Annotated in this window: 15 protein-coding genes; 11 read left to right on the top strand and 4 right to left on the bottom strand. The window is 49.8% G+C overall.

The genetic code is table 11. From position 1 onward, the window contains the following. Nucleotides 1–3 precede the first annotated feature (3 nt). On the top strand, nt 4–990 hold the full coding sequence (locus CX664_RS11905) for an ABC transporter substrate-binding protein (RefSeq protein ID WP_101746950.1): 987 nt from the start codon (nt 4–6) through the stop codon (nt 988–990). Between the two features lie 145 nt (nt 991–1135). Beyond that, entirely contained in the window at nt 1136–1906 is a 771-nt protein-coding gene (locus CX664_RS11900; protein WP_101746949.1) for a hypothetical protein, read from the top strand. 74 nt (nt 1907–1980) lie between these two features. Here CX664_RS11900 and CX664_RS11895 read toward each other — a convergent pair whose 3' ends face one another. Then, nucleotides 1981–2952: a ribonuclease Z gene (locus tag CX664_RS11895; protein ID WP_101746948.1), complete on the bottom strand. Its 972-nt coding sequence runs from the start codon at nt 2950–2952 to the stop codon at nt 1981–1983. 260 nt (nt 2953–3212) lie between these two features. Between CX664_RS11895 and CX664_RS11890 the strand changes: the two genes are divergently transcribed. From CX664_RS11890 to CX664_RS11875, 6 genes are all read left to right on the top strand, one after another. Then, a complete protein-coding gene (locus CX664_RS11890) occupies nt 3213–3992 on the top strand; it encodes a hypothetical protein (protein ID WP_101746947.1) in 780 nt (259 codons plus the stop codon). A gap of 140 nt (nt 3993–4132) precedes the next feature. After that, nucleotides 4133–4282, top strand: coding sequence for an ATP-binding cassette domain-containing protein (locus CX664_RS25665; RefSeq protein ID WP_145999957.1), 150 nt, complete (start codon nt 4133–4135; stop codon nt 4280–4282). Between the two features lie 17 nt (nt 4283–4299). Next, nucleotides 4300–5073 (top strand): hypothetical protein, encoded by a 774-nt coding sequence (locus CX664_RS11885; RefSeq protein WP_244910654.1) that lies wholly within the window; start codon nt 4300–4302, stop codon nt 5071–5073. Further along, nucleotides 5057–5185 carry a hypothetical protein gene (locus tag CX664_RS27775; protein ID WP_276328483.1) on the top strand — a complete coding sequence of 43 codons (129 nt, stop codon included), beginning with the start codon at nt 5057–5059 and terminating at the stop codon, nt 5183–5185. The genes CX664_RS11885 and CX664_RS27775 overlap by 17 nt, the downstream gene beginning before the upstream one ends. A gap of 158 nt (nt 5186–5343) precedes the next feature. Then, a complete protein-coding gene (locus CX664_RS11880; RefSeq protein ID WP_101746946.1) occupies nt 5344–6507 on the top strand; it encodes a murein hydrolase activator EnvC family protein in 1164 nt (387 codons plus the stop codon). A gap of 122 nt (nt 6508–6629) precedes the next feature. Further along, complete coding sequence (locus CX664_RS11875) at nt 6630–8093, top strand: S41 family peptidase (protein ID WP_101746945.1); 1464 nt, start codon at nt 6630–6632, stop codon at nt 8091–8093. A 155-nt stretch (nt 8094–8248) separates the two neighbouring features. On the opposite strand, the gene CX664_RS11870 is transcribed toward CX664_RS11875, so the two are convergent. After that, the gene (locus CX664_RS11870) at nt 8249–8524 is read right to left on the bottom strand and encodes a transposase (RefSeq protein WP_101746944.1); all 276 of its coding nucleotides are present in this window, start codon (nt 8522–8524) and stop codon (nt 8249–8251) included. Nucleotides 8525–8568: 44 nt separating this feature from the next. On the opposite strand from CX664_RS11870, the gene CX664_RS11865 reads away from it, so the two are divergent. After that, nucleotides 8569–8994: a GtrA family protein gene (locus tag CX664_RS11865; RefSeq protein WP_101746943.1), complete on the top strand. Its 426-nt coding sequence runs from the start codon at nt 8569–8571 to the stop codon at nt 8992–8994. A 25-nt stretch (nt 8995–9019) separates the two neighbouring features. Here CX664_RS11865 and CX664_RS11860 read toward each other — a convergent pair whose 3' ends face one another. Next, nucleotides 9020–10324, bottom strand: coding sequence for a sensor histidine kinase (locus tag CX664_RS11860; RefSeq protein WP_101746942.1), 1305 nt, complete (start codon nt 10322–10324; stop codon nt 9020–9022). Further along, nucleotides 10317–10991 carry a response regulator transcription factor gene (locus tag CX664_RS11855; RefSeq protein WP_101746941.1) on the bottom strand — a complete coding sequence of 225 codons (675 nt, stop codon included), beginning with the start codon at nt 10989–10991 and terminating at the stop codon, nt 10317–10319. Before CX664_RS11855 ends, CX664_RS11860 begins: the two co-directional genes overlap by 8 nt. Before the next feature lie 172 nt (nt 10992–11163). Between CX664_RS11855 and CX664_RS11850 the strand changes: the two genes are divergently transcribed. After that, nucleotides 11164–12198: a glycosyltransferase family 2 protein gene (locus CX664_RS11850; RefSeq protein ID WP_244910653.1), complete on the top strand. Its 1035-nt coding sequence runs from the start codon at nt 11164–11166 to the stop codon at nt 12196–12198. Further along, entirely contained in the window at nt 12195–13739 is a 1545-nt protein-coding gene (locus CX664_RS11845) for an ArnT family glycosyltransferase (protein WP_101746940.1), read from the top strand. The genes CX664_RS11850 and CX664_RS11845 overlap by 4 nt, the downstream gene beginning before the upstream one ends. The last annotated feature ends 98 nt before the right edge of the window (nt 13740–13837 follow it).

Genomic DNA, 13837 nt, shown 5'->3' with positions numbered 1-13837 from the left:
GAAATGAATAAACTGATGCGACACACTTTTTTATGGGCAATGGCGTGGCTGCTGTCCATCAGCCTGCAGGCCAGCGCCAGCACTCAGGTATCCAGCAGCACACCGGCCAGGGAGCTGAAAGAGCTGACCCTGATGCTGGAATGGTTTGTCAACCCGGATCATGGCCCCATCATCATTGCCCGGCAGAATGGCTACTTTGCAGACCAGGGGCTTACGGTGACTATTCAGGAACCGGCAGACCCCAACCTTCCTCCCAAACTGGTGGCGGCAGAAAAGGTGGACCTTGCCGTTTACTATCAGCCCAGCATGATTCACGGGGTGGCCAACGGCCTTCCCCTTGCCTGGGCCGGAACCCTGGTGGCCACCCCCCTGGACGGCCTGCTGGTTCTGGATGACAGCCCGATCAAATCCCTGAAGGATATGAAAGGTAAAACCATCGGTTTGAATATTGGCGGCATAGAGAATGCCATTCTGGACACGCTGTTTGCACCTTACGGGTTTGGTGCCGGGGATGTAAAACTGGTCAATGTGGGCTGGAACCTCTCCTCTTCCCTGATGAGTGGCCGGGTGGATGCCATCATGGGCGCGTACCGTAACTTCGAGCTGAATCAGCTGGCGATTGAAGGGCGTAAAGGCCGTATGTTCTATTACGAGGAAAACAATATCCCGCCTTACGATGAACTGATTTTTATCGCCAACAGCAAGCAGCACGATAAAGACGCCATTCGTCGTTTTCTCAGGGCGATTGAACTGGGCACTCAATATATTGTGAATAACCCGGAAAAATCCTGGGAGATCTTCAGGGATTACAGCCCGGAGAAGCTGGATAATGAACTGAACCGCCGCGCCTGGTTTGACACCATTCCCCGTTTTGATCTGCGACCTGCCGCCAGGGATGCGGGCCGTTATCAGGCATTTGCTGACTATCTGCAAGCAACTGGAGAGCTGAAAACCCCGGTAAACACTAAGGACTACATGCTGGATTTTTAATCCGGAATGGACGTCACCGGCTATCGTCAAGGCCTGCTTGTTGCGATAGCCACCTCATTTTTAAATTCCTCCCTGAGCGTGCCGACAGAAAAACGAATGGACTGAAATCGCTATTGTTTAACTCCGGAAAAAGGATATAAGCCCCATGGACAGGTATAAAAAACCAGTACTCAGATTCATTGTCATGGCCGGGCTTTCCGCTGCGCTGGCTTCTCCAGCGACGGCTGAAGAGGTCATGGTCCGAGGTAATATGCTCTCTTTGAGCGAAAATTATGATTCTAACGGTATCGATAACGCTGGCTCAATCAACATAAATGGTAATATGAATGTCAACGGCCCTTTTACCAATAGAGCGGGTGGCTCAGTTAATGTTGCTATGGGGCTGAATATTTCCGGAAGTATATTTACGGCCATCAATGAGGGAACACTGACCGCTGGCAGTTACTGGAGTGATGGGCACTTTGTCAACAGTATGGGGGCGGTCGCTTCCCTTGGGGTCATCACCAGCAGCGGTAATGTAAGGAATAAAGGTACGTTATCGTTTGAACAGGGATCCGTTGTTACTGACTTTAATGGCTCTGGAGGAACCACGTATATCACCATAACAAAACTTGATTATTTTCCAGAAGATCATAATTGGAATAAGCCCCTGCTTAAGGCCACTGGAAAAATCCGACTTGATTCTGATTCAAAAATCGTTATCAACGTATCCGAGGATGTGCTGCCCCGTTCCATGGAGGATGTTGTTATTGCCCTGAGCGGTGAATACCTGGAATTTGATCACACGTCTGCAGGCGATGTACTTGATCGTGCACGCCGTATTATCACTTCTGGCAATGACTTCATGGTGGTAGAACAGGTCGATGTAAATATTTATGGCATCAGCGCAGACCTCAGAGTGAAACGGAAAAAATAGGAAAGGGATAAACGCTGCCCGCAGGGGAGGTATTCCTTTTCAAAAACCTTCTTACCAGGATGGAAATCCAGATTTCAATCTGCTTCAACCAGCCGACCGTCCCTATCCACTACCCAGGTACTGAAATCACGGGCCATGCCTGTATTACCCGAATAGTACGTTTCAGCTTCTGCTTTTAACGCATGGATACTGTTGGCTCCAGCCTCTGCAGAGCGCTGATAGCGGCCACTGAAGTGGGTAAGAATCAAATTGGGAACACCGCTGGCCTCTGCTGCTTCAGCAACCATGCGGGCTGAGCTGTGCATCCAGACTGGTCCGGCTTTTTGCAGGGCGGCGTCGGTGAGTGTGGCTTCGTGAACCAATAGATGGCTGCCTTGCAGTGCATCAATAAGCAATTCCGGCTTATCGTTATCACCCGCAATAATGGCAACCCGGCTGGCGGGTGGTGGTTGCAGAACCTGTTCAGGGAGTATCGTCCGGCCATCTTCAAGAGTAATGCTCTGCCCTTTTTGCAAAAGCCCCCATAGCTCTCCCCTGGGAACGCCCAGTGCCGTCAGTTGCTGAATGTTCAGCTGGGTGCTGAGTGTTTTTTCCGCAAAACGATAGGCAAAGCTTGGCACACGATGGGAGAGCTGGTGAGCCGTGACAGCAACCCGGGTATCCTGATAGTGAAAAGCCGACTGGTCGCTGCGAATAAACTCAATACTGAATGGCAGTTCCAGAACATCGGCATAGTGTAATGCCGCCTCCACAAACTGCCGAACGCCGTCAGGCGCGCAGATGGTCAGGGGAGCCTGGCGACCCTGCATGCTGGCAGAGGTAATCAGCCCGGGCAGGCCATACATGTGATCGCCGTGAACATGAGTAATAAAGATGGTTTTAAGATTGTTGAGGGTATAGCGACAGCGAAGCAGCTGATGTTGCGTACCTTCACCACAGTCCACAAGATACCATTGTCTGGCATCATCGATGGCCAGCGCCAGTGCCGTGACATTTCTTTCGGTGGTGGGCATGCCGGCCGAAGTTCCCAGAAAAGTCAGTTTCATGAACACCTGCTTTAATCACAATGTAATTTCTATTGTACCAGAGGAATACTTCGAACTTATGAAATCTCTTGCCAATTTAGTTGTCTAATTGATATCGATTACGTTAATTATTGTTTATTTGGGCTTTCTTCATGATTTATCCCGGATATATTTATTTAGCTCCAATACCGACCTTCGTAAGTTATGGCAACGTTGAGTTACCACGGATTGCGGGTGAACCTGCCCGCTTTTGCACATATCAATGCACAGAGGTGGTGCCCATGAGGGCAATGGCTGCCAGTGTGGGTGACCGGATTGAAGGCGATTCTTGCTGTTTTGAGAGAGGTTATCGTTCTGTTCGGCCTGTTTATTCCGGGGGGTATTTTGGCGAGGGCTTCACAGGTCAGCAATATTATGATTTTAGCGAACATAATAAACCATCGTTCAACATAATGGGTAATCAGACGTTCGAACGATATGAAATGCCAATAGTAGAAACTGACTTTCCCGGAAATAACAGTGAGCAAAGAACCCCTCCGACTGCTAACGATATGGACTGCTATAACCCTCCGGAATCTGCAACAGCGGATTCTTGTACCCGGGAGCAGGAGTACTTTCAACGTTTAGCAGAGTTAAAAGAATATAAGGGTCTGATTGAGGAATCGAAAAAAGTCTTACCTAAAAACGCCCTTGATGAGTATATTCGGGATTTTTTGTCGGGAAGCAGGAAAGAGCTGGAACTGTCCAGACTCTTTAGACAACATCCAACGCCACGGCCACTGTGTGGCATAATTAGCTCATCTGATCACATCTCCAGCAAGAAAGCCAAGAAGGCTCATCGCATAAGGGATAAACAAAAAATGGAACTCAGGACAATCCTGGAAAGCCAGAAACCCTCTGATTTTGGCATTAATGCCCGTAAATGGACCATAAGGAATGTCACAAACCTGATCAATAAACTATTTCAGTTGGATTTCGAGCAGTGTAGTGCGAAAAACCTTTTGTACAAAATGAAAATATCGCTTAAGTCAATCAATGACAGTCACAAACTGACTCCGTAAAGATGATGTGGGGAACGTGCTTCTCCAGAACACGATTTGTGTTATGTTTACTCCGGTTTATTGACATCTGGCAAGATAAGCCTCTCACAGCCTCCATATACTTAGCGCCAATATAACAATGAAGATGTGAGGCGCACATTATGAAAAGTGGTATCGCCGGTGCCGACAGGGCTGAGTTACACTGCGACCCTATCCGAAATATCGCCCTGCTTGGGCACGCTGGTTGTGGTAAATCCTCGTTGATTGAAGCGCTTTTGCTACAGTTACCGCTGATCCGTCAGCCCAGATAGCCCATGTTTTCAAGGTGGTGACTGACCCCTTTATTGGCCGTATGGGGGTATTCAGAATCCACCAGGGCACCGTAACAACAGGCAGCCAGCTCTATATTGGCGATGGACGCAAGGCTTTCAGGGTAAATCATCTGCTGAAACTGCAGGGAAGCCAGTCGCAGGAAGTGAGTTCTGCCGGGCCGGGAGATATCTGTGCCGTGGCAAAAGTCGATAACATTCACTTTGATGCGGTATTGCACGACTCCCATGATAAAGACCATTTCTATCTGGAACCGCTGGCTTGTCCTGAGCCCATGAGCAGTTTGGCCATTGATACCATCCGTCATGGTGATGAGCGGAAATTATCCGATGCCTTGCATCGCATGACACTTGAAGACCCCAGCCTGATGGTTGAGCATCGGGAGTCGCAGAATGAAACCATCATCAGTGGTCTGGGCAGCACGCACCTGCAGGTGGTTCTGGAAAAACTGCAGGCTGTTTATAACATCGATGTGGGGACGCGGTTACCGGGAATCCCATACCGTGAAACTATTCTCGAAGCATCAGTGGGTCATCATCGACATAAGAAACAAAGTGGTGGCTCTGGTCAGTTCGGCGAGGTTTTCCTGAGAATTGAGCCATTACCACGTGGGGCCGGTTTTCAATTTGCCAGTGAGGTGGTCGGCGGTGTGATACCCAGCCAGTATATTCCGGCAGTAGAAAAAGGGGTGCGTGAAGTGATGAACACCGGGGCCATTGCCGGTTACCCGATGCAGGATATTCGGGTGGTTGTTTATGATGGAGTTCAGTAATGCGCTGAAATCCATGACCTCTGGTGAGGGTGAGTTTGCCATGACCTTCCGTCGCTATGAACAGGTTCCCGCCACCATCCAGAAAATACTCATTGCACAGGCCAATGCCTGAACAGTAAACGTCCGTGACACTCATTCATTCAAATGAGTGTCACCCTTTCCCTGTCTATATCTGGTCTTTAATTGCAGGCATACTGATAAGTAGTTAACCAAATGAAATCGTATTTTCTGACTACTTAGAATTTTCGCCAATAGCCAAAGACACCTCCCATGATGCTTTTCAATTCGCTGCTCCCGGGCAGATATAAAAAAATGTTCACAGCACTGTTGTTTGCTGCCTGCTCAATCATTCCTCAGTTGGGTATCAGTAATGAACAGGTGGCAACCGAGGCAGAAATCAAAGCCATTGAAAGTGATATCCAACATACGAAAGAGCTGTTGGAATCCCTCAATGCGGCACGAACTTCTGCCCAGAAACAGGTGCAGAAGAACGACAAGGCCATTCAACAACTGAACACCGATATCATCACGCTGGAAGCTCGCCTTAAGGAGGGGCAGGGCGAAATAAAAAAGCTCCAGAGCCGTCAGCAGCGACTGACGGCAAAGAGTGAACAACAGAAGGTTCAGGTTGCCCGGAGTCTGCAATCGCTTTATAAGAGTCTGGGTGACAGCCGCATCAAGCTATTGCTGAACCAGGAAGATCCGGACACTGTTTCCCGACAACTGGTTTATCTTGATTACTTTCAAAAGGCACAACTTCAGTCCATCCGTGAGTATGAGAAAACCCTTGCGGAACTGAAATCTGTGGAACATGACCAGCAAACCCTCCTCACCCGACTGAATCAGGAAAAAGCCGTGATTGACCAGAAAAAGCAGTCCCTGGTCAAACAGCAGTCTGAACGTAAACAGCGGTTGAGTGAGTTGGCGAGTCGTTATCAAAAGGGAGGAAAAGCACTTAAACAACTGGAACAGGAGCGAGAGAAGCTGGATAAGGTGCTGGCCAGTATTATCAGTCGGCAGCTCGGTAACAGTGAGTCTTTCAACAGTCGTAAAGGCAAGCTGTTATGGCCGGTAAAAGGGCGTGTGTTGTTTAAGTTCAACGATCAGAATCCGGAAACACGCATGCGCTGGCAGGGCATGTTCATTGCCGCAACCTCCGGAACAACGGTTAATGCCGTTCATGATGGCCGGGTTATCTTTGCCGACTGGCTGAGCAGTTACGGCCTGTTGGTGATCGTTGACCATGGCGATAATTTCCTGACGCTGTATGCTCACAATGACACCCTTCTCAGGCAGGAAGGTGATACGGTGCTGGCGGGTGAGCCACTGGCGTTGAGTGGTCAGAGTGGAGGGCAGCAGACTGAGGGCGTTTATTTTGAAGTGCGCCTGAAGGGCAAACCCCAAGACCCATCTTTATGGCTTGGCCGTAAGTGAGGAAGGGAATCCAAACCATGTACCACTGTCGGAGAGTATCCCGAACTCAGTGTAGTTTCAAACGGTGATACCGATAAGTAATTTCTATACTTCACTGAATTAAATAATGCTCGGGAGCATTCATGAATTTGATTTTTAACCTCCACCGGCTTATCAAGGCATCGGCCCTGGTGCTGGCTACCGGACTGGCATTCAATGGCTGGGCTGATACGGCTGTTCAGGAAGAACAGACCCCAAAGGCGCCTGCCGCTGAAATCAACAGCCAGTCTCCAGTAGCTCAGGACACCGGGCACGGTGAGCAGCCAAAAGGAAAGCTGCCTCTTGATGAACTTCGGGCCTTCACCGAAGTCATGGAACGCATCAAAAAAGCCTATGTTGAGGAAGTCGATGACAGGACGTTGCTGGAAAATGCCATTCAGGGAATGCTCAGCGGGCTTGATCCTCATTCTGCTTATCTGAAACCGGATGACTTCAAGGAGCTGGAAGAAAATACCTCCGGAGAATTTGGTGGCCTGGGTATTGAAGTGGGCATGGAAGATGGCTTTATCAAGGTGGTGAGCCCCATTGATGACACTCCTGCCTCCAAGGCCGGCATTCAGGCAGGGGATCTGATCATCAAGTTGGATGATGTATCGGTTAAGGGAATGAGCCTGGGAGAGTCGGTGGATAAGATGCGCGGTAAGGCAGGCACCCCGATCAAGCTGACGATTGTCCGTGAGGGTGTGGAGAAGCCCCTTGAGATTGCCCTGGAGCGGGCGGTTATCCGAGTCCAGAGTGTCAGGGCCAGGCATCTTGAGCCGGGTTATGGTTATATTCGTGTCAGTCAGTTCCAGGCGGATACCGGCCATGAGCTGGTGGATACCTTGAAAGAACTCAAACAAGCACAGAAAGACAGCAAACTTAACGGGCTGGTTCTTGACCTGCGTAACAATCCGGGTGGTGTGCTGCAGGCTGCGGTTGGCGTTACCGATGCCTTTATCAGCGAAGGGTTGATTGTTTACACCAAAGGTCGTATTCCAAACTCTGAGTTGAGGTTTAGCGCATCGGTTGATGACCCGTCAGAGGGCGTCCCGTTGGTGGTGTTAATCAATGGCGGTTCAGCCTCAGCCTCCGAAATTGTTGCCGGTGCCCTGCAGGATCATAAGCGTGCTGTGCTGATGGGAACCGAGTCTTTTGGCAAGGGGTCGGTACAAACCGTTTTACCGTTGAGTGTTGATGCAGCCAAGGGATTAAAACTGACCACTGCCTTGTATTATACGCCCAATGGCCGATCCATCCAGGCCGAAGGGATTAAGCCGGATATTTTGGTCCAGCGTGCCAAAGTAACCCCGATTGATGCCCCTCAGCAGTATAAGGAAGCCGATTTGCAACGACATCTTAGCAATGGCAATAAAGATGATGTATCCAACAGTAAGAAAGCCAGGGCCAGTAAGGCAGAGAAAGAGGTAGCGGAGCTATTGGCCGAGGATTATCAGCTGAATCAGGCGTTGAATGTATTAAAAGGGATGCACATTAATACGATTACTGCCGTTAAACCGGAAGAAAAGAAGACGGCTGCGCTCAAGCCAATGAAAACTACACCGTAGAAGACGCCTGCGCCTCGTCACCGGGTTCCTGATAGCTGTGTGGTATTAGCGCCTTTCTGCACTAGCAGCCTGCCGGACTGACGGTCACAGGCTGCTCATAATGTGATTTTTGACCAGTCTGGCCTCAGAAGTCTCCACAAGCCTTCTGAAGCCAGTCATTGGTTGTGGACATCTCTTTTGACAGCAATATAGGGTGTCACACCCGCTTTATCCACAGCCAAAACATTCGATGCGCTGAAGTAGCCTGTGTCTCCCAGAAGTCCTTTGGCTTTACCAAGTACCGGCTCCAGAATTTTTAGCTGGTTTAGTGTAGGGGTAACTTCTTTTTTATCGTTGGGTGACTGACTCACATGGCGGGTGATGATCAGACCGCAGTGGACGTGAGTAATGTGAAAATTGCGTCCGAAGACGTTTCTTTCACACAGGTTCATGTAGGGTACGGAGCCTGAAGCCATTAATTGTTGCGTTTTTTTATATGCAGATATTTATCAGCCGAGGGCAGGAGCATCAGCGTTATTTCCTGCGTTTCTGTCTAGTGGGAGGATCAGGGTTTGTAGTGGACAGCCTGTTGTTAATGATCCTGATGAAAGCGGGTATGGAGGTGATGGATGCCCGGATTATTGCTTTCTGGGGAGCGGCAAGCTGTAATTGGCTCTGCAACCGGGTGTTTACCTACGGGCAAACCCTGACAGGCCAGACTGTTTTATCCCTTATAAGGCAGTGGTTCAGTTATATGGTGCTGTCGGGAGCAGGTTTTCTGCCCAATGTAGGTACATTCTGGCTGTTGATCCACTTTACGCCGCTGTCGTACTGGCCGCTGCTGGCTCAGGCTCTGGGTATTAGTGTGGGTCTTATTTTCAACTACCTGTTAACCCGGCGGTTTATTTTTATGAAAACCTGAGGAAATGCCTTGTAGCATTTCGAGGCTATTGGTCAGGACCGGGATTGAACTGTACCGATGCGGTACAGCCCGGTTGCCCGTTGTTACCGGTCAGTGAAAATGTCCAGCCATATTTACGACATATGTCATTAACGATCAGCAGTCCGATACCATATCCTTCATGGGTCTGTGATTGTGTGTTCAGACCACTTCCGCTATCAATGACCCTGAGGTATTGATCATTGACCTCCACCGTGACACTGCCGTGGGACGTATGGGCCATTGCATTACGCACCAGGTTAGAAAGCAGGATCCGTATAACCGATTCTGGTGCCCGGACAATGGGGTTGCTGATTAGAATAACCCCGGCATCAACCGCTTTGCTGGTCAATAGCTGACGGTTATCTTCCAGCACCTGCTCCAGAATATCCCTGCCAATGCTTGTCGGGACAGAGCGTTCCTGTCCTGCGTCACGAATAAGACCCAGCAGGGTTTCTACAACGTCATTCATGTCTGTTGTGGCCTTGATCAGACGCTGCTGCTGTCGCTGAATAAACGATGGTTCGGTAGAGATCGTCAATAATGTCGCGACTCCACGCATAACCGTCAGTGGTGTCCTCAGTTCATGGCTTGCGAAACTGGTAAAAGATCTTTCACGTTCAATCAGGTGCTTCAGACGTTGTCGGTAATGATTGAGGTTGGTGACCAGTTGTCGTACTTCTTCCGGCGCGTACTTTGGAATATCCAGTAATGATAAATCGTCGGATTCAGCATGATGCAGCTGATGACTGAGTTTTATTAAGGGAGCCGTCAGCCTCCGAACAATAAAAACCATGGAAAGGCAGGTCAGGGCAAAAAGAATAATACCGGCGATGGAATATACACCGACTTGCAGTGCACTCTGATGTTCATTGGCTTCCAGCTGGGAGATATTTTCAATAATATAAATCAACTCGTCCCTGGCTACCGACGGTTCATAAACTGTCAGCGCCATATATTCTTCCGAGTCGTTGTTCAGGGAGATTTCCTGAACTCCATGCCACCCTTGATTAATGTTCTCGCGCAAATGATCCGGTAAATGACCGTGCCCTTTGTAGGCTGTGGTCAGCGAATCTATGGATAACACTCCGTTATTATCCATATGGTATTGGAAGCCACGCAGGGCGATATCCCGGTATAAGCTCAGGCGGCGTTCTATCACGGCGTCTTCAGAGTCCTTGATAGCCACGCCAAAAAGAAACATTTGAATCAGCACAACCACGGAAGCCATCAGGATAAATGCCGAAGTGATCTGAAACCGGAAAGACCGCCTTGAGTATTGACCAATACCTTTACGCCCTGTGTTATTCATTGCAGTCAAGCCGGTAACCGGTTTTGGGTACTGTGACAATCAGTGCTTTATTGAAGGGCTTGTCTACCTGGCTCCGGAGTTGATAGATATGGTTGCGCAGGATATCACCATCCGGAGGATTGTCCTTCCAGAGGCTATAACTTATCTCTTCCCGGGTAACCGTAGCCGGGGCTTTACCAGCCAACAGGGCCAGAATGCGGAATCCGGTGGGGTTGAGGATAATTCTCTGTCCCTCGCGGAACACTTCCCGTGTGCGCATATCCAGTTGCAGTGAGCCACAGCGTAATGTCTGCTGGAAACGTTCCGGGTGAACCCGGCGGACCAGTGCTTCAATCCGAGCCTGCAGGATATTCAGATCGAAGGGTTTAATAACGTAGTCGTCTGCTCCCTGTCCAAAGCCACATAAGGTATCTTCCCGGGTATCACGGGCGGTCAGCATCAGAATGGGGGCGGTGATGCCCTGCTGGCGCAGCGCGGCGCAGATTTCGAAGCCACCCATGCCTGGCAGCATGACATCCAGAAGGATGATGTCATAACTGTTTTCCAGGCCTAAAGTCAGACCCTGTCGTCCATCGGCGGCATAATCAAGCTCGTAATCAAGGGCTTCAAAGTAGTCGAAGAGGATACCGGCAACATCACGGCTATCTTCCACCAGTAGTAAGCGCATAGGGCGTATCCTCTCAACGCATATGGGTTTATGTTCGGATGGATTGATTCATTCCAAGGGTGTACCGAGGCGGAAATTATCATAAAAAAAGTGAAATTTATGTCTCGGACATTTTTTTCACGTCCTGCCACTTAAGATGCTGACCATCTATTAGAATTCAGGGTGTACGTTCATGTCCCTCTATGCAATGTCCTCTTACCAGTCGGAGGAATACGACTATCAACTTATAAAACAACAATCAAAAACGGATGTTGAGTTATCTATAATAGTACCTTTGTTCAATGAAGCGGCGGTGGTGGAGCAGTTTCATCGTCGTCTGACTTGTGTTCTGGATGCCATGTCCACCGGTTCGGAAATTATCTACATTGATGATGGCAGTAGTGATGAAACCTGGCGCAAACTCCAGCTGTTATCCCAGAATACCAGCGAGCAGGTGTTAATCAGGCTCAGTCGTAATTTTGGCAAGGAAGCCGCCATGAGCGCTGGTATTGAAGCTGCCCGGGGCAGCGCAGTGATCCTGATCGACAGCGACCTGCAGGATCCACCGGAACTGATTCCCGATATGGTGGATATATGGCGTAAAGGCTACGACATTATCAATATGCGCCGTCGTGAGCGCCACGGTGAAAGCTGGCTGAAAAAAACGTCGGCAGACGTTTTCTATCGGTTGCTAAACCGCCTCTCAGATATACCGATCCCGGAAAATGTTGGTGATTTTCGCCTGCTCAGTCGCCGTGTGGTTGATCATATCAATGCACTGCCGGAAAAGACCCGGTATATGAAAGGGCTTTTCTCCTGGCCGGGGTTCCGGCAGAAAGTACTGTTCTTTGATCGCGATCCCCGGGCAGCCGGAGAGACCAAGTGGAACTACCTTAAGTTACTTGGCCTGGCATTTGAAGGGATTACCTCATTCAGCATTCAACCCCTGAGGCTGGCGTCCTGGGGTGGTTTTCTTACCGCCACCCTGGCGGTGCTTTATGCCCTGGTGATTGTGTTCAAGGCGCTTACCCTGGGTATCGCACCTCCGGGATACGCTTCACTGATGGTGGCAACACTGTTTTTGGGCGGCGTTCAGCTGCTGGCCATTGGCCTGTTGGGGGAGTATATCGGGCGTATTTTTATTGAAACCAAACAACGCCCCCTTTACCTGGTGATGAAAAAATCCATTAAACCTGCAAATCGTCGTCTCACTGGGGTTGCTTCATGATGCACAGTCAGAAGTCGTTGGCATTACGTATGATGCAGTTATCCATAATGGTGGTTGTGGTTGCCCTGACGGTTCGCTTAATCAGTCTCGGTCTCTATCCGCTGATGGATACCACAGAAGCGCGGTACGGTGAGATTGCCCGTATTATGGCGGAAACAGGCAACTGGATTACGCCCCAGTTTGACTACAATGTCCCGTTCTGGGGTAAGCCTCCCCTGTACACCTGGCTTTCTGCCATCAGTTTCAAACTCTTCGGTGTCAGTGAGTTCAGCGCCCGTTTTCCACACTTTCTGACAGGGATGCTGGTACTGGCGCTGGTCTGGAAACTGGCCGCTGACCAGGGTGACCGTATCCGGGCAGCCATGGCGTTAGCTGTGCTGGCAACCACCGTCGTTTTTTCCATCAGCATTGGTGCGGTGATGACCGATACGGTTCTGTTAGCCGGTACCACCCTGACCCTGGTGTCATTCTGGCAGTCCTGGTTTCGTCCCGGTGCAGCTATCTGGGGTTACCTGTTTTTTGTGGGACTGGCCATCGGCTTGCTGGCAAAAGGTCCCATTACCTTTATTTTAACGGGAATACCCGTGTTTCTCTGGTGCCTGCCTGAACAACGGTTGCTGACTATCTGGTCCAGGCTTCCCTGGATAAAAGGCACTTGTTTAATGCTGGCAATTACCGTTCCCTGGTACGTTCTGGCAGAGCGGGCAAGCCCCGGTTTTCTGGATTACTTTATTGTTGGTGAACATTTCCGCCGTTTCCTGGTAGGGGGCTGGGAGGGCGACCTTTATGGCTCTGCCCATATTCAACCCAAAGGCATGATCTGGCTGCTCTGGCTGGGAGCCGCCCTGCCCTGGAATATTGTATTACCCCTGGCCTGGTGGAAAAGTCGACAGATGACGGATAGTCATGCCAGTCAGTGTACAGAGGCTGCTAACCAGACCCGGCAGTGGCGGCTGTTTCTCTGGTGCTGGATGTTAAGCCCGATGCTGTTCTTCACTATGGCCAGTAATATCCTGTGGACATATGTATTGCCGGGTATTCCGGCTCTGGCTTTGTTGATCGCCGACTACCTGGGCGACATGGTTAATAAGATATCCGCCGCTGAGCGGACTGTGGGAAATCCTCGGAAACTCCGTTACTGGCTAGCCTTGCCCGGCAGCCTGGTGCCACTATTGATCCTGGTGATCTGTATCACCATCAAGGATCACAAAAACTCCGCCGCAGGCATCCTCGATGTGTACAGGCAGCAACCGGATTATTCATCCTCCGCCCTCTATTTCTGGCCGAAACGACCTTTCTCCGGACAGTTTTATTCCAGCGGCAAAGCTATAGAAATCAGGGACGAAGAGGCACTTCTTGCAATACTGAATAAAGCGGTTACCGAACCTTCTTCACAACCCATTTATCTGGCTCTGAAACCAAAAGATTATCGTCGTCTTCCCCCCGGAGTTCAGCAACAACTCAGGCTGATTGTGGAAGGCCGAGAGCGAAGTCTGTGGACAACAAACGCTATCCAGCCTGTAAACGGAGCCAGAATATGATGAAACAACTCTCTGCTTTAAGTAGTTAACCAAATGAAATCATATTTTCTGACTAAGTGGACAGTCACTCTGCGGCGTTACAACTCCGGTCACATAGC

Origin of the sequence: Endozoicomonas acroporae (assembly GCF_002864045.1) — a bacterium.
In the GTDB taxonomy this organism is placed as follows: domain Bacteria; phylum Pseudomonadota; class Gammaproteobacteria; order Pseudomonadales; family Endozoicomonadaceae; genus Endozoicomonas; species Endozoicomonas acroporae.
The sequence above is the reverse complement of the archived record's forward strand: the minus strand, read 5'-3'. Positions and strand labels throughout refer to the sequence as shown.